Annotated in this window: 19 protein-coding genes and 1 pseudogene; 17 read left to right on the forward strand and 3 right to left on the reverse strand. The window is 61.2% G+C overall.

Features of this window, described 5'->3' with window-relative positions; genetic code table 11:
* Nucleotides 1-53 precede the first annotated feature (53 nt).
* The 4 genes from AB4N84_RS08625 (at nt 54) to AB4N84_RS08640 (ending at nt 2,764) form a co-directional block, all read left to right on the forward strand.
* Entirely contained in the window at nt 54-1,064 is a 1,011-nt protein-coding gene (locus tag AB4N84_RS08625) for a class 1 fructose-bisphosphatase (RefSeq protein WP_074751491.1), read from the forward strand.
* Between the two features lie 6 nt (nt 1,065-1,070).
* Nucleotides 1,071-1,673 carry a DUF924 family protein gene (locus AB4N84_RS08630; protein WP_460045985.1) on the forward strand — a complete coding sequence of 201 codons (603 nt, stop codon included), beginning with the start codon at nt 1,071-1,073 and terminating at the stop codon, nt 1,671-1,673.
* Between the two features lie 255 nt (nt 1,674-1,928).
* Nucleotides 1,929-2,183 (forward strand): outer membrane protein assembly factor BamE, encoded by a 255-nt coding sequence (locus AB4N84_RS08635; protein WP_346828728.1) that lies wholly within the window; start codon nt 1,929-1,931, stop codon nt 2,181-2,183.
* Between the two features lie 35 nt (nt 2,184-2,218).
* A complete protein-coding gene (locus AB4N84_RS08640) occupies nt 2,219-2,764 on the forward strand; it encodes a lipocalin family protein (RefSeq protein WP_244165815.1) in 546 nt (181 codons plus the stop codon).
* A 268-nt stretch (nt 2,765-3,032) separates the two neighbouring features.
* On the opposite strand, the gene AB4N84_RS08645 is transcribed toward AB4N84_RS08640, so the two are convergent.
* The gene (locus AB4N84_RS08645) at nt 3,033-4,397 is read right to left on the reverse strand and encodes a formimidoylglutamate deiminase (protein ID WP_460045986.1); all 1,365 of its coding nucleotides are present in this window, start codon (nt 4,395-4,397) and stop codon (nt 3,033-3,035) included.
* A gap of 196 nt (nt 4,398-4,593) precedes the next feature.
* On the opposite strand from AB4N84_RS08645, the gene hutC reads away from it, so the two are divergent.
* The 7 genes from hutC (at nt 4,594) to AB4N84_RS08680 (ending at nt 10,217) form a co-directional block, all read left to right on the forward strand.
* Complete coding sequence (gene hutC, locus AB4N84_RS08650; RefSeq protein ID WP_167362044.1) at nt 4,594-5,304, forward strand: histidine utilization repressor; 711 nt, start codon at nt 4,594-4,596, stop codon at nt 5,302-5,304.
* On the forward strand, nt 5,301-5,894 hold the full coding sequence (locus AB4N84_RS08655) for a HutD/Ves family protein (protein WP_460045988.1): 594 nt from the start codon (nt 5,301-5,303) through the stop codon (nt 5,892-5,894). The genes hutC and AB4N84_RS08655 overlap by 4 nt, the downstream gene beginning before the upstream one ends.
* Before the next feature lie 148 nt (nt 5,895-6,042).
* The gene (nhaA, locus tag AB4N84_RS08660) at nt 6,043-7,221 is read left to right on the forward strand and encodes a Na+/H+ antiporter NhaA (RefSeq protein WP_460045989.1); all 1,179 of its coding nucleotides are present in this window, start codon (nt 6,043-6,045) and stop codon (nt 7,219-7,221) included.
* A 122-nt stretch (nt 7,222-7,343) separates the two neighbouring features.
* Complete coding sequence (locus AB4N84_RS08665; RefSeq protein WP_460045990.1) at nt 7,344-7,874, forward strand: DUF3455 domain-containing protein; 531 nt, start codon at nt 7,344-7,346, stop codon at nt 7,872-7,874.
* A 101-nt stretch (nt 7,875-7,975) separates the two neighbouring features.
* Nucleotides 7,976-8,542: a sigma-70 family RNA polymerase sigma factor gene (locus AB4N84_RS08670; RefSeq protein ID WP_074751474.1), complete on the forward strand. Its 567-nt coding sequence runs from the start codon at nt 7,976-7,978 to the stop codon at nt 8,540-8,542.
* Nucleotides 8,539-9,276, forward strand: a complete 738-nt coding sequence (locus AB4N84_RS08675) for an anti-sigma factor (RefSeq protein ID WP_460045992.1) — start codon at nt 8,539-8,541, stop codon at nt 9,274-9,276. The genes AB4N84_RS08670 and AB4N84_RS08675 overlap by 4 nt, the downstream gene beginning before the upstream one ends.
* A 191-nt stretch (nt 9,277-9,467) precedes the next feature.
* Nucleotides 9,468-10,217: an anti-sigma factor gene (locus tag AB4N84_RS08680; protein WP_460045993.1), complete on the forward strand. Its 750-nt coding sequence runs from the start codon at nt 9,468-9,470 to the stop codon at nt 10,215-10,217.
* Between the two features lie 59 nt (nt 10,218-10,276).
* Here AB4N84_RS08680 and AB4N84_RS08685 read toward each other — a convergent pair whose 3' ends face one another.
* Both AB4N84_RS08685 and AB4N84_RS08690 read right to left on the reverse strand, forming a co-directional pair.
* Nucleotides 10,277-10,918 carry a DUF1109 domain-containing protein gene (locus AB4N84_RS08685; RefSeq protein WP_074751468.1) on the reverse strand — a complete coding sequence of 214 codons (642 nt, stop codon included), beginning with the start codon at nt 10,916-10,918 and terminating at the stop codon, nt 10,277-10,279.
* Nucleotides 10,915-11,499, reverse strand: coding sequence for a sigma-70 family RNA polymerase sigma factor (locus tag AB4N84_RS08690; protein ID WP_460045995.1), 585 nt, complete (start codon nt 11,497-11,499; stop codon nt 10,915-10,917). Before AB4N84_RS08690 ends, AB4N84_RS08685 begins: the two co-directional genes overlap by 4 nt.
* Before the next feature lie 425 nt (nt 11,500-11,924).
* Here AB4N84_RS08690 and hutU point away from each other — a divergent pair, with 425 nt between their 5' ends.
* The 6 genes and pseudogenes from hutU to hutH all read left to right on the forward strand — a co-directional run bounded on the left by hutU (nt 11,925) and on the right by hutH (nt 18,965).
* A complete protein-coding gene (gene hutU / locus AB4N84_RS08695; protein ID WP_460045996.1) occupies nt 11,925-13,622 on the forward strand; it encodes a urocanate hydratase in 1,698 nt (565 codons plus the stop codon).
* Between the two features lie 197 nt (nt 13,623-13,819).
* Entirely contained in the window at nt 13,820-15,289 is a 1,470-nt protein-coding gene (locus AB4N84_RS08700) for a purine-cytosine permease family protein (protein ID WP_460045998.1), read from the forward strand.
* Between the two features lie 65 nt (nt 15,290-15,354).
* A pseudogene (locus tag AB4N84_RS08705) lies at nt 15,355-15,464 on the forward strand (histidine ABC transporter substrate-binding protein); the annotation flags it as partial.
* A gap of 158 nt (nt 15,465-15,622) precedes the next feature.
* Nucleotides 15,623-16,474: an ABC transporter permease gene (locus AB4N84_RS08710; protein WP_074751460.1), complete on the forward strand. Its 852-nt coding sequence runs from the start codon at nt 15,623-15,625 to the stop codon at nt 16,472-16,474.
* Entirely contained in the window at nt 16,471-17,301 is an 831-nt protein-coding gene (locus tag AB4N84_RS08715; protein WP_460045999.1) for a quaternary amine ABC transporter ATP-binding protein, read from the forward strand. The genes AB4N84_RS08710 and AB4N84_RS08715 overlap by 4 nt, the downstream gene beginning before the upstream one ends.
* Nucleotides 17,302-17,315: 14 nt before the next feature.
* Entirely contained in the window at nt 17,316-18,965 is a 1,650-nt protein-coding gene (gene hutH, locus AB4N84_RS08720; protein WP_460046000.1) for a histidine ammonia-lyase, read from the forward strand.
* Nucleotides 18,966-18,987 lie beyond the last annotated feature (22 nt).

Consider the following 18,987-nt stretch of genomic DNA (forward strand, 5'->3'; position numbering starts at 1 on the left):
CGTTACACGCGTTAAACTGTGCGCGTTTTTTATCCCCTTCTTCGGAGCTCTCCATGTCCCGCGTTACCCTGAGTCGCTATCTGATTGAGCAGACCCGCAGCAACAACACTCCTGCCGATCTGCGCTTCCTTATCGAAGTGGTGGCGCGTGCGTGCAAGGAAATCAGCCACGCAGTATCCAAAGGCGCCCTGGGTGGCGTGCTGGGCAGCATGGGTACTGAAAACGTTCAAGGTGAAGTGCAGAAGAAGCTGGACGTGATGTCCAACGAAATCCTGCTCGAAGCCAACGAATGGGGCGGTCACCTGGCTGGCATGGCGTCGGAAGAAATGGACAACGCCTACCAGATTCCGGGCAAATACCCGAAGGGCGCCTACCTGCTGGTGTTCGACCCGCTCGACGGTTCGTCGAACATCGACATCAACGCCCCGGTCGGCACCATCTTCTCGGTATTGCGTTGCCCTAACGAATACCTGAGCCAAAACGAAGCCCTGAACGAAAAAGCCTTCCTGCAGCCGGGCACCCAACAGGTGGCCGCCGGTTACGCGATCTACGGCCCGCAGACCATGCTGGTACTGACACTGGGCGACGGCGTCAAAGGCTTCACCCTGGACCGCGAGATGGGCAGCTTCGTGCTGAGCCATGAAGACATCAAGATTCCAGAGTCCACTCAGGAATTTGCCGTCAACATGTCCAACCAGCGCCACTGGGAAGCTCCGGTCAAGCGCTACGTCGAAGAACTGCTGGCTGGCGAAGAAGGCCCGCTGAAAAAGAACTACAACATGCGCTGGGTCGCGGCGATGGTTGCCGACGTACACCGCATCCTGACCCGTGGCGGCCTGTTCATGTACCCGCGCGACGCTCGCGAGCCGTCCAAGCCGGGCAAACTGCGTCTGATGTACGAAGCCAACCCGATGTCGTTCCTGGTGGAACAGGCGGGCGGCGCGTCCACCGACGGCCATCAACGCATTCTCGACATTCAGCCCGAAGGCCTGCACCAGCGCGTAGCGGTGTTCCTGGGTTCGAAAGAAGAAGTTGAACGCGCGACCTCGTACCACAAAGAGTAAGCCATCATGAGCGCGCCTTGGCTGCCGCTGTTGGACTGGTGGTTCGGTTCTGCCGAATCACCCGCCGACATCGCCAAGGCAAAAAACAAGCTCTGGTTCGGCAAGAAGAAGTCCCAGGACACCGACGCGTTGCACCGCTTCGGTGGACTGGTCGAGCTGGCACTCAAGGGTGAGCTGTCCGCATGGACGGAAACCCCGCAGGGCTGGCTGGCGCTGGTGTTGTTGTTCGATCAACTGCCGCGCATGATTTATCGCGATACACCCAAGTCTTATGCAGGCGACAGCCGTGCTCAGGCGCTGGTCAAACATGGTCTGAAGCTCGAGCGCGATCTGGCGCTGACGCCGATACAACGCACCTTTATCTATCTGGTGCTCGAACACACCGAGCAACTGGACGCTCAGGACGAAGCCATCCGCCGCTTCGCCGACCTTCTCCTGTTACTGCCCGCGACCGACCGCGACTACTTCACCCAGACGCTGAATTACGCGAAGAAGCACCGCGGGGTGATCGAACGGTTTGGCCGCTTTCCGCATCGCAATGAGGTGCTGGGGCGTGAGCCCACGGCTGAAGAAGTGGCGTTTCTGAAGGAGCGTGGGTCGCGGTTTTGATGACGACACAAACCCACCGTGGGAGCGAATTCATTCGCGATTGGCCGCTACAGCCGATGCACCTGTGTTGAATGCCCTACCGCATCGCGAATGAATTCGCTCCCACAGAGGGAATGCATGCGTTCCAAACCTTGTTATTCCTCTCACGGAACCAGATCCACCCTTTTCTCTTCTAAGCTTTCGGCATCACGCCAGTGAGTGCGCCCAAGGCGTACCACTGCGACGTCGCCCCCTCTCGGTTCAGGAGCTTCACCCATGTCTTTGCGCTCTCTCATGTTGCTGTCGTTCTGCGTGCTGCTGGCCGCCTGCAGCAAGATCAATCAGGAAAACTATTCGAAAATATCGGCGGGCATGTCCAAGGCCGAAATCGAGCAGTTGCTCGGCAGCCCGACCGAGTGCTCGGGCGCATTGGGGATGGCGAGCTGCACCTGGGGCGATCAAAAGACGTTCATCAGCGTTCAATACGCCGCTGACAAAGTCGTACTGTATTCGGGTCAGGGGCTCAAATGACTATCTCACGCATGATCCGCGCAGGTGCATTGGCGATGGCAACGTTGTGGCTGACAGCGTGCGCGTCGACACCCGGAGAGTCGATGGCGCCAAGAACTGAAGGCCATGTTGACCTCAAACGTTATCAGGGCACGTGGTACGAACTGGCGCGCCTGCCGATGTTTTTTCAGCGCAACTGCGCGCAATCCGAGGCGCACTACGCGCTCAAACCTGACGGCAACATTGCCGTGACCAACCGCTGCCGAACGATGGAAGGCAAGTGGGAGGAAGCCACGGGCACCGCGTCGCCTCAGGTCGAGGGCAAGACCGACAAGCTCTGGGTCGTGTTCGATAACTGGTTCTCAAGGCTGCTGCCCGGCGTCGCGAAAGGCAATTACTGGGTGCTCGACGTCAGCGACGATTACAAGCTGGCAATTGTCGGCAACCCGAACCGCAAGTACCTGTGGCTGCTGTCGCGTACGGCGCATGTCGATGACAAGACCCGCAATGACCTGCTGATGAAGGCCCAACAGCAGGGCTATGACACCACCCGGTTGATCTGGCGGGTGGAGGATTCGAAGATCGCCAAGGTGGCTGAATAGCGTCGCTTCCGTGTAGGAGCGCGATTGCGGTGTGTCAGTCAGGATCCATGTGCCTGATTTGACGTTTTCGCCAGCAAGCCAGCCACCCATACGATGCCTGACGCACTTGCCTCTGACGCCCTCATCCCTGTAGGAGACGTCCGAGGTTACGAGGTCAGCGAACGCGGTGGGTCAGTGGCGAAAATGTCAGATGACCCACCGCAAGCGTCCGGATGCGGCCCAGACCAAGCGCGCTCCTACAGGCATTCACCTTCCGCAAGCCAGCGACTCAGCCCAACAACTCCCGCAATACCTGCGCAAACGCTCGGCTGCTCTCGGCTTCATCGGCGTGCCGACCTTCGCGGATTACCCAGCGACCATTGACCATCACGTCCTGTATCTGCCGGGCACTGCCCGCGAACAGCCAGCGGTTGAGGATCGCGTCACCCGAAGCAGTGGCCAGGTATGGATCGTTGCCATCGAGGACCAACCAATCCGCGCGCTTGCCCACTTCCAGCGCCCCCGTCGGCTGCCCCATCGCCTGAGCCCCGCCCACCAGCGCAGCGTCATACAGCGTGCGACCTACCATTGGCTGATCCGGTCGATACAGACGGTTACGACGTTGATCGCGCAAACGCTGGCCATATTCCAGCCAACGCAGCTCCTCAACCACACTCAACGAAACATGGCTGTCCGATCCAATGCCCCAGCGTCCGCCCTGAGCGATGTAATCGACAGCCGGGAAGATACCGTCGCCCAGGTTGGCTTCAGTCGTCAGGCACAAGCCGGCCACTGCACCGCTTTTGGCCATCGAGGCGACTTCATCGGCTTCGGCATGGGTCGCGTGCACCAGGCACCAGCGCTCATCGACCGCCACATTGTCGTACAGCCATTGCAACGGGCGACGCCCGCTCCAGGCCAGGCAGTCGTCGACTTCTTTTTGCTGTTCGGCAATATGGATATGAACCGGGCACTGCGTGTTGCTGGCCGCCAGCACATCGCTGATCTGTTGCGGCGTGACCGCGCGCAGCGAGTGGAAACACAGACCCAGCGCCTGCGCCGGTTGTGCATCGATGAGAGGTTTCAAGCGTGATTGCAGATCGAGGTAGCGGTCCGTGCTGTTGATGAAGCGACGCTGGCCTTCGTTGGGGGCCAGCCCGCCAAACCCGGAATGCGTGTACAGCACGGGCAAGAGCGTCATGCCAATGCCGACAGAAGCGGCGGCCTGACTGACCTGCAACGCCAACTCCGCCGGGTTCGCGTACGGCTTGCCGCTGGTATCCTGGTGAACGTAATGAAACTCCGCCACCGAGGTAAAACCGCCCTTGAGCATCTCGATGTACAACTGACGCGCGATGACGCCCAGTTGCTCCGGACTGATCTGCCCGACGAGGCGATACATCAGGTCACGCCAGGTCCAGAAGCTGTCGTTCGGGTTGCCCGCCACTTCCGCAAGACCGGCCATCGCGCGCTGAAAGGCATGGGAATGCAGATTAGGCATGCCCGGCACCACAGGACCGTTGATCCGTTCAGCGCCATGACACTCGGCATCGGCCTGGACGTGAGTCAAAACACCCTCGGCGCTGACCTCAAAACGCACATTATTGGCCCAGCCTGCGGGCAATAACGCTCGTTCGGCAAAGAAAACGGACATGGCTTCGCACCCCTTGCGTGAAATTGTCTATACATATACAGACGTTTGCCTGCCCGGTAAACTGCGGCAAGCTTGTCGTTAAACGAGTAAATGGTTAGCGTGAGCGCCATACCACGCCATTTGCCTCCGACTTTTACGCCATAACAAGGATTTTTCTGTGCCGACTCCGCCTGCCAATTCGCCGCTGGCCGCCCAGATGGGTGACAGTCCGGCGCCGTTGTACGCCAGGGTGAAGCAAATGATCACCCAGCAGATTCAAAACGGAACCTGGCCGCCGCACCATCGCGTGCCGTCCGAAAGCGAGCTGGTGACGCAACTGGGCTTCAGCCGCATGACCATCAACCGCGCCCTGCGCGAGATGACCGCCGAGGGGATGCTCGTGCGCATGCAAGGCGTCGGTACGTTCGTCGCCGAACCCAAGACACAGTCTGCGCTGTTCGAGGTCCACAACATCGCCGATGAAATCGCGGCGCGCGGCCACACGCACACCTGCCAGGTGATCATCCTCTGCGAAGAAGCGGCGGGCTCCGAGCGCGCATTGGCGCTGGACATGCGCGAAGGTCAGCGCGTGTTTCATTCGTTGATCGTGCATTTCGAAAATGACATTCCCGTGCAGATCGAAGACCGTTTCGTCAATGCACTGGTCGCGCCGGATTATCTTCAACAGGACTTCACCCTGCAGACGCCGTACGCGTACCTCAATCAGGTGGCTCCGCTGACGGAAGGCGAGCATGTGGTTGAAGCCATCCTCGCCGAGCCTGACGAGTGCAAGCTGCTGCAAATCGAGAAAGGCGAACCGTGCCTGCTGGTGCGTCGTCGCACCTGGTCGGGTCGTCAGCCGGTGACCGCCGCGCGCCTGATTCACCCCGGCTCCCGCCACCGCCTCGAAGGACGCTTCAGCAAATGACCCGACTGACTGTTCTGCGCGCCGTCGATTACCCGCGCATGCCCTGGAAAAACGGCGGCGGCAGCACCGAGGAAATCACCCGCGATGCCGGTGAAGGGCTGGACGGCTTCGGCTGGCGGCTGTCGATTGCCGACATTGGTGAATCCGGTGGGTTTTCGGTGTTTGCCGGTTACTTGCGCATCATCACGGTGCTGCAAGGCGCCGGTATGACGCTGAACATCGACGGCAAGGACAGCGAGCCATTGCTGGTGTCCGATCCATTTGCCTTCAGCGGCGACAGCCAAGTGTCCTGCACCTTGCTGGACGGGCCAATTCGCGATTTCAACCTGATCTACTCGCCCACCCGCTACCGTGCGCGCCTGCAATGGATCGACGTGCTGCAGCCTCAACGCTTCTTCAGTTCGGCCAACGTGTTCCTGGTGTTCAGCGCTGCCGAACAGATGGCAGCCAACGTCGGCGAACACCCGCCGCAACTGCTCGAACGCCATGACTGCCTGCAACTGGATAACGCCGAGGGCTCCTTGCTGGAAGTCGTGCTCTACGCACCGCGCGCAAGCCGCTGCTGCGTGATCGAACTGACTGCGATCTGATTGTAGGCGCGCGCTTGCCCGCGGTGAACGATGACGCGGTGCAGATGAATATCCGTGTCGGCTGAATCGCGGGCAAGCGCGCACCTACATAAAGAAACCCGGCTACCTGTGTTAATTTGCGTTCTTTTTCACCTGCACAGGGACGCCAATGACGACGCTCAACAACCAGAAAGAAAGCCCGCGAGCCCTCGCCATTCTAGCCAGCTTCCTCGCGTCGGAATCCGCTGGCGGCATCGTGTTGATGGGTGCGGCGCTCGCGGCGATCATCGTCGCAAACTCGCCCATGGCCTCTCTCTACTTCGCCGCGCTGCACAGCGTGTGGGGCGGGTTGTCGATCGAGTTGTGGATCAACGATGGCCTGATGGCGATCTTCTTTCTGATGGTCGGGATGGAAATCAAGCGCGAAGTGCTGGCCGGCGGCCTGGCCAGTTGGGGGCAGCGCGCCCTGCCCGGGTTCGCGGCGGTAGGCGGCATGCTGATACCCGCGCTGATCTACGTCGCTATCAACAGGGGAAACGCCGAGACGCTGAGTGGCTGGGCCATTCCAGCGGCCACTGACATTGCGTTCGCGCTGGGCGTTTTGTCGCTGCTGGGTAAACGTGTTCCCACGTCGCTGAAGGTCTTTCTGGCTGCGCTGGCCATTCTTGATGATCTCGGCGCCGTCACCATCATCGCGCTGTTCTACAGCACCGGCCTGAACCTGCCGATGCTCGGCGCCTCCTTCACCACACTGGCGGTCCTCATCATCATGAACCGCATGGGCGTGCAGCGCCTGCTGCCGTATCTGCTGCTGGGTCTGCTCCTGTGGTTCTTCGTTTTGCAGTCAGGCGTACACGCGACGCTGGCCGGCGTCGCGCTGGCACTGTGCATACCGCTGGGGACGCGTCAGGAAGAAGCGCGCTCACCGCTGCTGTTCCTCGAAGAAAAGATGCACTACTGGGTCGCGTTCGCCGTGGTGCCCGTGTTCGGGTTCGCCAATGCTGGCGTGTCGTTGTCCGGTATGACCTTGGCCAATCTGGTCGATCCGGTACCGCTCGGCGTCGCGCTTGGGCTGTTCGTCGGCAAGCAGATCGGTGTGTTCGTCGCCGCAGCGCTGGCGATTCGCTCAGGGCTCGCCACGCTGCCTGAAGGCAGCAACTGGATGCAGATGTACGGCGTGGCGTTGCTGTGCGGCATCGGCTTCACCATGAGCCTGTTCATCGGCAACCTGGCGTTCCCTGGCGCACCGCATTTGATCGATGAGGTGAAAGTGGGCGTTCTGATAGGTTCGATTCTGTCGGCGGTGGTGGGCGTGCTGTTGCTGCGCAGCCGCCTGTGTCGACCTTGAGCAACCGGACATTCGGTTAGCGGAAGAATATTTTTAATCCGCTGCATCCAGTCGTTCTTCTGGCGGGTAGTACAGACAGCAGCACCTGCTGCCAAACGGAATACCCTCCAGGAGAAACTGCGATGAATGCTAAAAACTGCCTGCGACTGGCCACCAGCACCCTCACCCTGGCCTGTGTCACCTCTGTGTTTGCCCAAGCCGACCTGCCCGACAGCATCAAAGTCCCTGACGGCCATAAAGTCAGCATGCAAACGACAGGCGTCGGCGAAATCACCTACGAGTGCAAAGCCAAAGCCAACAGTGCCACGGAAACGGAATGGGTATTCGTAGGCCCCAAAGCGGTCCTCAATGACCGCAGTGGCAAGCAGGTCGGCAGCTACTTCGGTCCGCCAGCGACCTGGGAAGCCAGAGACGGCTCGAAAGTAACCGGCACCCAATTGGCCGTTGCACCCTCCGGCGCAGGCAACCTTCCTTACCAGTTGGTCAAAGCCAATCCTGCAGAAGGCAAAGGCGCCATGACCGGCGTCACCTACATCCAGCGCGTCGCGCTCAAAGGTGGCGTTGCGCCTTCCAGCGGTTGCACGCAAGCCAACAAAGGCGCCAAGGAAGTGGTGAAGTACCAGGCTGACTACATTTTCTGGGCCAGTAACTGATCGCTGGCGATTCCGTATCCTGCGCAGGAAGTGGTCTATGCTCCTGCGCAGGAGCCCCGAATCAGGTTCGTGGACGGCGTATTTTTTCATGGCTGATCAATTTGTCCGCACTTCAGACACCCTTTGACTACGAAGCAGCGTTGCATGCCTGCGCCCGCGGTGAGCGGTCGGCGCTGCAACGACTTTACGAACAGGAAAGCCCTCGCTTGCTCGGCGTGGTGCAACGGATCGTGAACGATCGTGCACGCGCGGAAGACATCGTGCACGACGCGTTCATCAAGATCTGGAGCGGCGCTGCCAGCTTTGACGCCACACGTGGCAGCGCTCGAGGCTGGATGTTCACCGTGGCGCGGCACCTGGCGCTCAACAGCGTGCGCAACCGCGCGCGGGAAGTGTCGATGGACGATGACAGCGATAGCGACAGTCACGTTCAGACAACGCTTGAAGGTTGGCAGGAGATGGGCGACGCATTCGATTGGCGAGTGAACCCGGGGCGGGTCTACACCTGCCTTGAACAATTGGAGCCGGTGCGCCGCAACTGTATTTTTCATGCCTACGTGGACGGCTACTCTCATCAGCAGATTGCACAGAAACTAGGGGCGCCGCTGGGCACGGTGAAAGCCTGGATCAAACGCAGCCTGGCCTCGTTGCGGGAGTGCATCGGATGAACGAAAAACCAGGCACCCCGCCCGATCACGACATCGACTCTCTGGCCGGTGAGTACGTACTGGGCACCCTTGACGCACAGCAGCGCGCACAGGTTCAGAAGCGCCTGGAACGGGAGGCCGACTTGCGCAAGGCGGTGGACGATTGGGAAATCCGCCTGCTGTCGCTCACTGACCTGGCAGAGCCTGTTACTCCGCACGCCTCACTCTGGAACCGGATCGAGCAGTCCCTCGACGCGCTGTCAGCAGCACCCGAGAGGCAGGCAACCGCACAACGCGGCCGAGTCACACGCTGGTGGGACAGCCTCAATCTGTGGCGCAGCGTGGCTGGGTTCGGCATCGCCGCTTCGGTCGTCTTGGCGGCAGTGCTGGTGACCCAGCAGCCCGTCAAACCGCTGCCTTCTTATCTGGTGGTGCTCGTCGCCCCTCAGGACAAGGCGCCTGGCTGGGTGATTCAGGCCAACAATAGCCGTGATATTCAGCTGATTCCATTGAGTGAAACATCCATACCCGATGACAAGGCGCTGCAGTTCTGGACCAAGGCCGACGACTGGCAAGGTCCCGTCTCTCTCGGTCTGGTCAAACCCGGCGAAGTGCTGAGTGTGCCGCTGGACGCCTTGCCACCCCTGCAACCCAACCAGTTGTTTGAGCTGACCCTCGAAAAATCCACGGGCTCGCCGATCAATAAACCAACAGGGCCGATTCAGTTCATCGGGCGCGCGGTCAAGGTCATCTGAAGGTGCTCGCATGAAGCCGCTGACATCAGCGGGCAGATGCTGAAAAATCGTCCCCGTGCGTCGTAACAGTGTGTTTCAGGAATGCGCCGGCGGTTATTCTCATCAGCAATCGCACGCGTCTTCGGTGCGCCGTCGGGCACGGTCAAAGCCTGCATTGAGCGCGGGCCTGCTGCGCTGCGGGAGTGGCTTGGATGAGTGAAAAACAAGACAAGATTCCTGAAATGGACGTACAGACCCTCGCCGGTGAGTACGTACTGGGAACCCTGAGCGCCCAGCAGCGGGCGCAAGTACAACAGCGCCTGCTGCACGACGCGGCGCTGCGCAAAGCCATAGACGGCTGGCGGTCGCGGCTGCTGACGCTGACCGAAATGGCCGAACCGCCCGAACCGCCCATGCCCTCTCCTCGCCTGTGGCAGCGCATCGAACGTAACCTGGGTGGGCTGCCGTTTGCCACGAAGGCGGGGAAATCCCCGCGCAAGAGACGCCGCACCAATACCTGGGACAACGCCGGCCTGTGGCGCATGCTGGCCGGCCTCGGTCTGGCGGTTTCGGTGATATTGACCACGCAACTGCTTGGGCAAGTTCCGACTCCGCCCGCATCGGCGTACCTGTCGGTGCTGTCCACGCCGGACAGCAACCACCCCGGCTGGGTGGTTCAGGCCAGCAACCTGCGCGGAATAGAGCTTGTGCCTGTCGACACCTCCGATGTGCCGCCGCCGGGCAAGGTGCTGCAGTTCTGGACCCAGGCCGATGATTGGGAAGGCCCGATCTCGCTGGGGCTCGTCGCGCCCGGGCAAACGCTGAAAGTGCCGACCGACCGGCTGCCGCCGCTGCAATCCAATCAACTGTTCGAACTGTCGCTGGAGAAAGCCGGAGGCTCGCCGACCAACAAGCCGAGCGGGCCTATCCAGTTCGCGGGGCGGACGGTCAAGGCGGGTTAAGACAATCCCTTGGGCAAGTAACCGTTGAATGGGCGCTCACAGGCTGGATACCGGCCTGACTACCACCTCAACACGCGTGGCCCGATCAACGCGCCGATTGCGGTGGACAGCAACAATCCCAGCAGATACCACACGCCCCAGAACGGAATTTCCATCTCCGGGCAATGAAGGCAATAGGCGATGGTCGCCAGAGACCCGGCAAGCAACCCGCCGCATGCGCCCGCCAGGCCCAGTCGGGTCGGGGCCATGCCGCGCAACGCCCAGAAGATCGAGATAAAACCGGGGATCGCCAGAAGCGTGATGTTGAACGCACAGGTGCGCCAGGTTTTGCCGAAGATCATGGCCACTCGCGTGTCCGGCTCAGCCTGAAGCAAGGCATACAGCCCCGCCAGCCAGACAACCAGCACACCGGCACTGACCACCCAGCGGCCCGAGCCTGCGCTCATGCCTGGCCTGGCCAGACGCGTAACCATCCACAGCGAACCGATGGCCAGACACAGCGGCAACGCGACCTTGCCCCAGAACAACGGGGTTCGGGTCATGACCGGCAAATCAGGCCGAACGCCAAAAACAGCCAGCATCAGCAGCAGCGAACCCAGCGCAGCAAGGACCACGGCCAGGCTGAAACGCTTGGCAAGCAGCCCACGATCCACCGGGGCGACACCGCCTGCGAGCATCGAAATCAGGTCATCTGTTTTCATCGTGTACCTCGTATGCGCGCCGCCAGCGCCTTGAGGCCGCGATGCACGCCAATCTTGACGGCGGATTCGGAAAGCCCCGTCATTTTCGCTGTTTCGGTCACCGACAGCCCTTCCAGCTTCACGTGCATGATCGGCAAACGCTGACGATCAGGCAGCTCACTGAGCAGCTTGCCCAGATCGCGACTGGCCTGAGCAGGCTCAAGCTCGGGTTCGGCGAACAGTTCGGCCGTGTCGTCCAGCGAGTCGTTGAACACATCGCCCCGTGATCGGGCGCGAAAAAAGTCGGTGAGTTTATAACGGGCAATGGCGAATACCCAGGCGGTCAGAGGCTGATCCGAGCGGTACGTGTGGCGGCCATTGTGGACGGCCAGCAACACTTCCTGAAGCAGATCCTCGATTTCACCTGGCTGCCGCTGCAGCCGTCCTCTCAAATACCCGCGCAAATGGGTACTCAACTCCGAGAGGAATGTTCGGTACGCACGCCCATCCCCGTCCTGCCCCGCCACGAACAGCGATTTCAGGTGCATCTCCCGGTTGCGCAAAGCCGCATTGTGCGCAGCGTGATCAGTAGTTCGGTCCATCGCTCGCCCTGGTTACACCTGCGGTGAAATATTTTTATGAAAGCTGGCGCAGTAGATGCCGAATAGCCGCCAGAAACAATTCAACTTTCTGTTACCGATTGCACTGTCGCAGGGCACGCGCCCCCAAAAGTAACAATTGTGCCCGGCGAGTAACGCTGCGGCCTGCAACTTCTGCAGCCTCTCAATCTAGCTCAGGCCAGAGCAGACGCAGCTTTGCCGTGTTTTAACTCAAGCAATCGACGAGTTGGCCCCTTGGTTGCATATGCTTGTATGTACAAGTAAATATGAGTATGCAAGAGTACCGGCAGTGCCCCGCTTCGAGACACCGACTGCGGCACCCGATCTGCTAAACCCATATTCCGCCTGTTCGACACAGGCACCGTCAGCCCAGTGCCTGGGCCGGATTGATCATCGAGGATTGTGACGTGACTACTGACAACAAAACCCCAGCTCAGCAATGGACCAAACGCCGCGACGTGGAAATCCGCGCCGCCCGTGGTACCCAACTGACCGCCAAGAGCTGGCTGACCGAAGCGCCGTTGCGGATGTTGATGAACAACCTCGATCCGGAAGTCGCCGAGAACCCGAACGAACTGGTGGTCTACGGCGGTATCGGTCGCGCAGCGCGTAACTGGGAGTGCTACGACAAAATCGTCGAAAGCCTGACCCACCTGAACGACGACGAGACCCTGTTGGTGCAATCCGGCAAGCCGGTCGGCGTGTTCAAGACCCACAGCAACGCCCCTCGTGTGCTGATCGCCAACTCTAACCTGGTTCCGCACTGGGCGAGCTGGGAACACTTCAACGAACTGGACGCTAAAGGCCTGGCCATGTACGGCCAGATGACTGCCGGCAGCTGGATCTACATCGGCAGCCAGGGCATCGTTCAGGGCACTTACGAAACGTTCGTAGAAGCCGGTCGCCAGCATTACAACGGCAGCCTGAAAGGCAAGTGGGTACTGACCGCAGGCCTGGGCGGCATGGGCGGCGCACAGCCCCTGGCCGCGACATTGGCCGGCGCGTGCTCGCTGAACATCGAGTGCCAGCAGAGCCGCATCGATTTCCGTCTGAAAAGCCGTTACGTCGACGAACAGGCCAACGACCTCGACGACGCGCTGGCACGCATCGCCAAGTACACCGCCGAAGGCAAGGCGATCTCCATCGCGCTGCTGGGCAATGCGGCTGAAATCCTTCCCGAGCTGGTCAAGCGTGGCGTGCGCCCGGACATGGTCACCGACCAGACCAGCGCCCACGACCCGCTCAATGGCTACCTGCCAGCTGGCTGGACCTGGGAGCAGTACCGCGACCGCGCCGCGACCGAACCGGCCGCTGTGGTCAAAGCCGCCAAACAGTCGATGGCCAAACACGTTGAAGCGATGCTGGCGTTCCAGAAACAAGGCATCCCGACCTTCGACTACGGCAACAACATCCGCCAGATGGCCAAAGAAGAAGGCGTAAGCAACGCGTTCGACTTCCCGGGTTTCGTCCCTGCGTACATCCGCCCGCTGTTCTGCCGTGGCATCGGTCCGTTCCGCTGGGCCGCACTGTCGGGCAATCCGGAAGACATCTACAAGACCGACGCGAAGGTCAAGGAGCTGATCCCGGACGACGCGCACCTGCACAACTGGCTGGACATGGCGCGCGAGCGCATCAGCTTCCAGGGTCTGCCGGCCCGTATTTGCTGGGTCGGTCTGGGCCAGCGCGCCAAGCTGGGCCTGGCGTTCAACGAAATGGTGCGTCGCGGTGAGCTGTCGGCACCGGTCGTGATCGGGCGTGACCACCTGGACTCCGGCTCGGTCGCCAGCCCGAACCGTGAAACCGAATCCATGCAGGACGGCTCGGACGCGGTGTCCGACTGGCCACTGCTCAACGCCCTGCTCAATACCGCGAGCGGCGCGACCTGGGTATCGCTGCACCACGGTGGCGGCGTCGGCATGGGCTTCTCGCAACACTCCGGCATGGTCATCGTCTGTGACGGCACCGACGAAGCGGCCGAGCGCATTGCCCGCGTGCTGCACAACGACCCGGCGACCGGCGTCATGCGCCACGCCGACGCGGGCTACCAGATCGCGATCGACTGCGCCAAAGAGCAGGGCCTGAACCTGCCGATGATCAATAACTGATAAAGCCCCACGGGTGTACGCAACCCCTGTGGGAGCGAATTCATTCGCGAAAAATCGTACAGCCGATGGAAACCTTTCGGCTGTACCGGCCAATCGCGAATGAATTCGCTCCCACAGGAACCGGGTTCAGCAATGAGTCCTACGTGGTTCGCACAGTTTTACTTGATGTCCTGCCCAGACTTTTGAGGATGTTTTAGATGGCTGTTCCAGATGATCGTGCTGCACCCTCTTCCGTGATCGAAAAGCGTTCGATCGACTACATCCCTGACGCGGAAAGACATGGCCGTCTGTTCAGTCAATTCACCCTGTGGCTGGGCGCCAACCTGCAGATCACCGCGATTGTTACCGGGGCTCTGGCCGTGGTGCTGGGCGGCGATGTGTTCTGGTCGCTGATCGGGCTGTTCGTCGGTCAGTTGCTGGGCGGTGGCGTCATGGCGCTGCACGCGGCGCAAGGTCCGAAACTGGGCCTGCCACAAATGATTTCCAGTCGGGTGCAATTCGGCGTCTACGGGGCCGTGATCCCGTTGGTGCTGGTGTGCCTCATGTACATCGGTTTTTCCGCCAGCGGCTCGTTGCTGGCCGGGCAAGCCGTCGCTCAACTGATTCAGGTTCCCGACTGGCAAGGCATCGTGATCTTCGCCGCCGCCATCGTCGTCCTGACCATCTTCGGCTACCGGGTCATCCACATGATCGGCCGGGTCGCCAGCGTCATCGGCGTGATCGCGTTCATCTACCTGTTCGGCGCCCTGCTGGCCGGTAACGACGTCGGCGCGCTGCTGGGCAACAAACACTTTTCGCTGAGCAGCTTCCTGCTGGCGATTTCCCTCTCGGCCTCCTGGCAGATCGCGTTCGGCCCGTACGTCGCTGACTATTCGCGCTACCTGCCGCGCAGCACCTCGGCGAGCAAAACGTTCTGGGCTGTTGGCCTGGGGGCTGTGATCGGTGCGCAGGCGTCCATGGTGTTCGGCGTGTTCGCCGCGGCGCTGGCCGGCAAGAACTTCGCCCACCATGAGGTCTCGTACATCGTCGGCCTGGGCGGCACAGGCGCTGTCGCGGCGGCGCTGTATTTCAGCATCGCCTTCGGCAAAGTGACCATCACCACGCTCAACGCTTACGGCAGTTTCATGTCGATCGCCACCATCGTCAGCGGCTTCCGTGGCAATCGCCACATCTCCAGCGCACTGCGCCTGACCTACATCTTTGCGATGGTCGGCATCGCCACCGCGCTGGCGCTGTTGGGCAAGGACTCGTTCCTCAAGGATTTCTCGGCGTTCATCCTGTTCCTGCTGGCGTTCTTCACACCGTGGAGCGCGATCAACCTCGTCGATTTCTATTGCATCACCAAAGAACGTTACGACATCCCGGCGCTTTCCAACCCGGATGGCCGTTACGGTCGCTGGAACTGGATCGGCATTGGCATCTACGTGCTCGGCGTGTTGATTCAAATGCCGTTCATCTCCACCCATTTCTACACCGGCCCGCTGGTGGCGAGCCTGGACGATACCGATATCTCGTGGATCATCGGCCTGGTGGTGCCTGCTGCGCTGTATTACGTCGTGGCGAAGAAGTGGCCCGGCAAGATCGCCGACCGTTTGATCCTGCCGACCGAGCAGGACACGCCTCAGGCGAGCCATAACGCTGCACCGGCCCGCGCGGCGGTGAACTGACCGACTGACCTGAACATCTGTTAGAAACGCGACGAATGACCAGAAATCCCACTGTCCACGCGGCTGTCGGGTCACCAGAACTGGCGGAGATCTTCCTCATGGAACATCCTGAAGTCTGGCACCCGTGGGTCAGCGAAGACCCTGGAACAAGGTCGATGCGTCGTTGCAAGGCTGAGGGCTAACTTACGGTAGGAGCGCGCTTGCCCGCGAAGGCGGTGTGTCAAACATGAATTTTTCGCCTGACACACTGCGTTCGCGGGCAAGCGCGCCCCTACACGAACAGCGCTGCACCCGACAACGGGCCCGCACCACCTAACAGATAGAGACATGCTTATGTTCCCCGAAAGCTTCACGTTCTCCATCGCCGACTGGGTCAACGACTGGGTCGACAAGCTGGTCACCCAGTACGGCGACGTGTTCCGGCACATCTCCGACACGTTGCTGTGGGCGATCGTCAAACTCGAAGGCCTGCTGCGCGTGGCGCCGTGGTGGGTGTTGCTGGCAATCGTCGGCCTCATCGCCTGGCACGCGACCCGCAAGCTCACCACGACCGTCATCATCATCGGCCTGCTGTTCCTGGTCGGCGCGGTCGGGCTGTGGGACAAGCTGATGCAGACCCTGGCGCTGATGCTGGTCGCCACGTTCATATCGGTGCTGATCGGTGTGCCGTTGGGTATTCTTTCCGCCCGCAGCAACCGCCTGCGCTCGGTGCTGATGCCGCTGCTCGACATCATGCAGACCATGCCCAGCTTCGTGTACCTGATTCCGGTGCTGATGCTGTTTGGACTGGGCAAGGTTCCGGCGATCTTCGCCACCGTGATCTACGCCGCACCGCCGCTGATTCGTCTGACCGACCTGGGCATCCGTCAGGTGGACGGCGAAGTCATGGAAGCGATCAACGCGTTCGGCGCCAACCGCTGGCAGCAACTGTTCGGCGTGCAACTGCCGCTGGCCCTGCCGAGCATCATGGCGGGGATCAACCAGACCACCATGATGGCCCTGTCGATGGTGGTGATCGCCTCGATGATCGGCGCACGCGGTCTGGGCGAAGACGTGCTGATAGGGATTCAGACCCTCAACGTTGGTCGTGGCCTGGAAGCGGGTCTGGCCATCGTCATTCTGGCGGTCGTGATTGACCGGATCACGCAGGCCTACGGCCGTCCACGGCATGAGGCGAGCAAATGATGAGTGCTGAGCCCAACAAGATCGTGGTCAAGAACGTCTACAAGATCTTCGGCAACCGAGCCAAGGATGCGCTGGCGATGGTCCGTCAAAATCTAAGCAAGGATGAGGTGCTGGCGCAGACCGGCTGCGTGGTCGGCGTGAACGACCTGTCGCTGTCCATCGACAGTGGCGAGATCTTCGTCATCATGGGCCTGTCCGGCTCCGGCAAATCCACGCTGGTGCGTCACATCAATCGTCTGATCGACCCCACCAGTGGCGAAATTCTGGTCGACGGCGAGAACATCCTGACCTACGACATGGACGCGCTGCGCAACTTCCGTAGGCACAAGATCAGCATGGTGTTCCAGAGCTTCGGCCTGCTGCCGCACAAGACCGTCATGGACAACGTCGCCTACGGCCTGACCGTGCGCGGGGAGAGCAAGGCGCAATGCGCCGAGCGCGCCCAACACTGGATCACCACCGTGGGCCTGAAGGGCTATGAGAAGAAGTACCCGCATCAACTGTCAGGCGGCATGCGCCAGCGGGTGGGTCTGGCCCGGGCACTTGCAGCCGACACCGACATCCTCCTCATGGACGAAGCCTTCAGCGCGCTCGACCCGTTGATCCGTGCCGAAATGCAGGACCAGTTGCTGGAACTGCAATCGACACTGAAGAAAACCATTGTGTTCATCACCCACGACCTCGACGAAGCCGTGCGCATCGGCAACCGCATCGCCATCCTCAAGGACGGCCGGTTGATTCAGGTCGGAACCCCGAAAGAAATCCTCTACTCGCCTGCAGACGACTACGTTGATCGTTTCGTCCAGCGGCGCGTGGCGACCCTTTAAGGACGGTTGCAGTCATGTCGCGAGCGGAACAGATCATCATCGGCGATCGCCTGGTCACCTGGCAGGACGTTACCGCCGTGGCCCGTCACGGCGCCACGTTGACCCTCTCGGAAAACGCCTGGGCGCGCATCGACAATGCTCAGGCCATCGTGCAGCGCATCGTCACCAGCGGTGAGCGCGCGTACGGCGTCAACACCGGTCTGGGCGCGCTGTGCAACGTGTCGCTGGAAGGCGAGCAGCTGAGCCGCCTGTCACGCAACACGCTGCTCAGCCATGCGTGCGGTGTGGGTGCAGCGCTGCCCGATGAGCAGACCCGCGCGATCATCTGCGCCGCGATTATCAATTACAGCCAGGGCAAATCGGGGATTCACCGTCAGGTGGTCGAAGCGCTGATCGCCCTGCTCAACCACCGCATCACCCCACAAGTGCCCTCTCAGGGTTCGGTCGGTTACCTCACCCACATGGCGCACATCGGCATCGCGCTGCTGGGCGTCGGCCAGGTGAGTTATCGCGGCCAGATCATCTCCGCGCTGCAAGCCTTGAGCGAAGAAGGCCTGTCACCGGTTGAGCTGGGGGCCAAGGACGGTCTGTGCCTGGTCAACGGCACGCCGTGCATGACCGGCCTCAGTTGCCTGGCCATCGCCGACGTGAACCGCCTGATGCAATGGGCGGACGTGATCAGCGCCATGACCTTCGAGGGCCTGCGCGGTCAACTTGACGCCTTCGATGAAGAAATCATCGCGCTCAAGCCGCACCCCGGCATGCAGCAAGTCGGCAAGAACCTGCGTGGTCTGCTGGCGGGCAGTGAAGTGCTCGCCAACAGCAAGGGCATTCGCACGCAGGACGCATTGAGCATCCGCTCGATTCCGCAGGTCCACGGCGCGACCCGCGATCAGCTCACGCATGCCACGCGACAGATCGAAACCGAGCTTAACTCAGCCACCGACAACCCGTTATTGCTCGGGACGCCGGACGCCTACCGCGTGGTGTCTCAGGCGAATCCGCACGGCCAGTCCGTCGCGATGGCGGCCGACCTGCTTGCCATCGCCATGGCCGAACTGGGCTCGATCGCCGAGCGGCGTCTGGATCGCCTGATCAACCCGACCGTCAGCGGACTGCCCGCGTTTCTGGTGAGCCAGCCGGGCGTCAACTCCGGGATGATGATCGTGCAGTACGTCGCGGCCTCGCTGTGCGCCGAAAACCGCCAATTGGCGCAACCGGCGGTCATCGACAACTACGTCACCTCCGGCCTGCAGGAAGATCATCTGAGCATGGGCACCAGCGCCGCCTTGAAGCTGCACAAGGTGCTGGAGAACGTCACGCAGATCCTCGCCATCGAGTACCTCCTGGCGGCTCAGGCGTTCGAGTTCTTCAAAGGCCCGCGCTTCGGCGTGGGCACCGAAGTGGCCTGGCGTCTGCTGCGTGAGCGCGTTCCGGCCTACGACGAGGACCGCTGGCTGGCGCCGGACATCGCCAGCAGCGTGACGCTGCTCAAGAACGAGGAGTCATTGGAAACCGTATTTCAGGTCTGCCGCGATTATGCGCAGACGCACAACGACCACAACACCCGCCACAGTCGCAGCCCAGGCGCCACAAGCGCAGAACAGGCAGGAGCCAGTTCAAGGCTCACGACCGACATCAACGAAGGAGTAGCAGCATCGTGACGAATACCCAACAGGCGAACCC

Source organism: Pseudomonas sp. S2_H01 (assembly GCF_054668305.1).

What these genes read in the sequence shown, in the direction of transcription:
- AB4N84_RS08625 (WP_074751491.1), top strand. Translation starts at nt 54, where the DNA reads ATGTCCCGCGTTACCCTGAGTCGCTATCTGATTGAGCAGACCCGCAGC.
- AB4N84_RS08630 (WP_460045985.1), top strand. Translation starts at nt 1,071, where the DNA reads ATGAGCGCGCCTTGGCTGCCGCTGTTGGACTGGTGGTTCGGTTCTGCC.
- AB4N84_RS08635 (WP_346828728.1), top strand. Translation starts at nt 1,929, where the DNA reads ATGTCTTTGCGCTCTCTCATGTTGCTGTCGTTCTGCGTGCTGCTGGCC.
- AB4N84_RS08640 (WP_244165815.1), top strand. Translation starts at nt 2,219, where the DNA reads ATGGCAACGTTGTGGCTGACAGCGTGCGCGTCGACACCCGGAGAGTCG.
- AB4N84_RS08645 (WP_460045986.1), bottom strand. Translation starts at nt 4,397, where the DNA reads ATGTCCGTTTTCTTTGCCGAACGAGCGTTATTGCCCGCAGGCTGGGCC.
- hutC (WP_167362044.1), top strand. Translation starts at nt 4,594, where the DNA reads ATGGGTGACAGTCCGGCGCCGTTGTACGCCAGGGTGAAGCAAATGATC.
- AB4N84_RS08655 (WP_460045988.1), top strand. Translation starts at nt 5,301, where the DNA reads ATGACCCGACTGACTGTTCTGCGCGCCGTCGATTACCCGCGCATGCCC.
- nhaA (WP_460045989.1), top strand. Translation starts at nt 6,043, where the DNA reads ATGACGACGCTCAACAACCAGAAAGAAAGCCCGCGAGCCCTCGCCATT.
- AB4N84_RS08665 (WP_460045990.1), top strand. Translation starts at nt 7,344, where the DNA reads ATGAATGCTAAAAACTGCCTGCGACTGGCCACCAGCACCCTCACCCTG.
- AB4N84_RS08675 (WP_460045992.1), top strand. Translation starts at nt 8,539, where the DNA reads ATGAACGAAAAACCAGGCACCCCGCCCGATCACGACATCGACTCTCTG.
- AB4N84_RS08680 (WP_460045993.1), top strand. Translation starts at nt 9,468, where the DNA reads ATGAGTGAAAAACAAGACAAGATTCCTGAAATGGACGTACAGACCCTC.
- AB4N84_RS08685 (WP_074751468.1), bottom strand. Translation starts at nt 10,918, where the DNA reads ATGAAAACAGATGACCTGATTTCGATGCTCGCAGGCGGTGTCGCCCCG.
- AB4N84_RS08690 (WP_460045995.1), bottom strand. Translation starts at nt 11,499, where the DNA reads ATGGACCGAACTACTGATCACGCTGCGCACAATGCGGCTTTGCGCAAC.
- AB4N84_RS08700 (WP_460045998.1), top strand. Translation starts at nt 13,820, where the DNA reads ATGGCTGTTCCAGATGATCGTGCTGCACCCTCTTCCGTGATCGAAAAG.
- AB4N84_RS08710 (WP_074751460.1), top strand. Translation starts at nt 15,623, where the DNA reads ATGTTCCCCGAAAGCTTCACGTTCTCCATCGCCGACTGGGTCAACGAC.
- AB4N84_RS08715 (WP_460045999.1), top strand. Translation starts at nt 16,471, where the DNA reads ATGATGAGTGCTGAGCCCAACAAGATCGTGGTCAAGAACGTCTACAAG.
- hutH (WP_460046000.1), top strand. Translation starts at nt 17,316, where the DNA reads ATGTCGCGAGCGGAACAGATCATCATCGGCGATCGCCTGGTCACCTGG.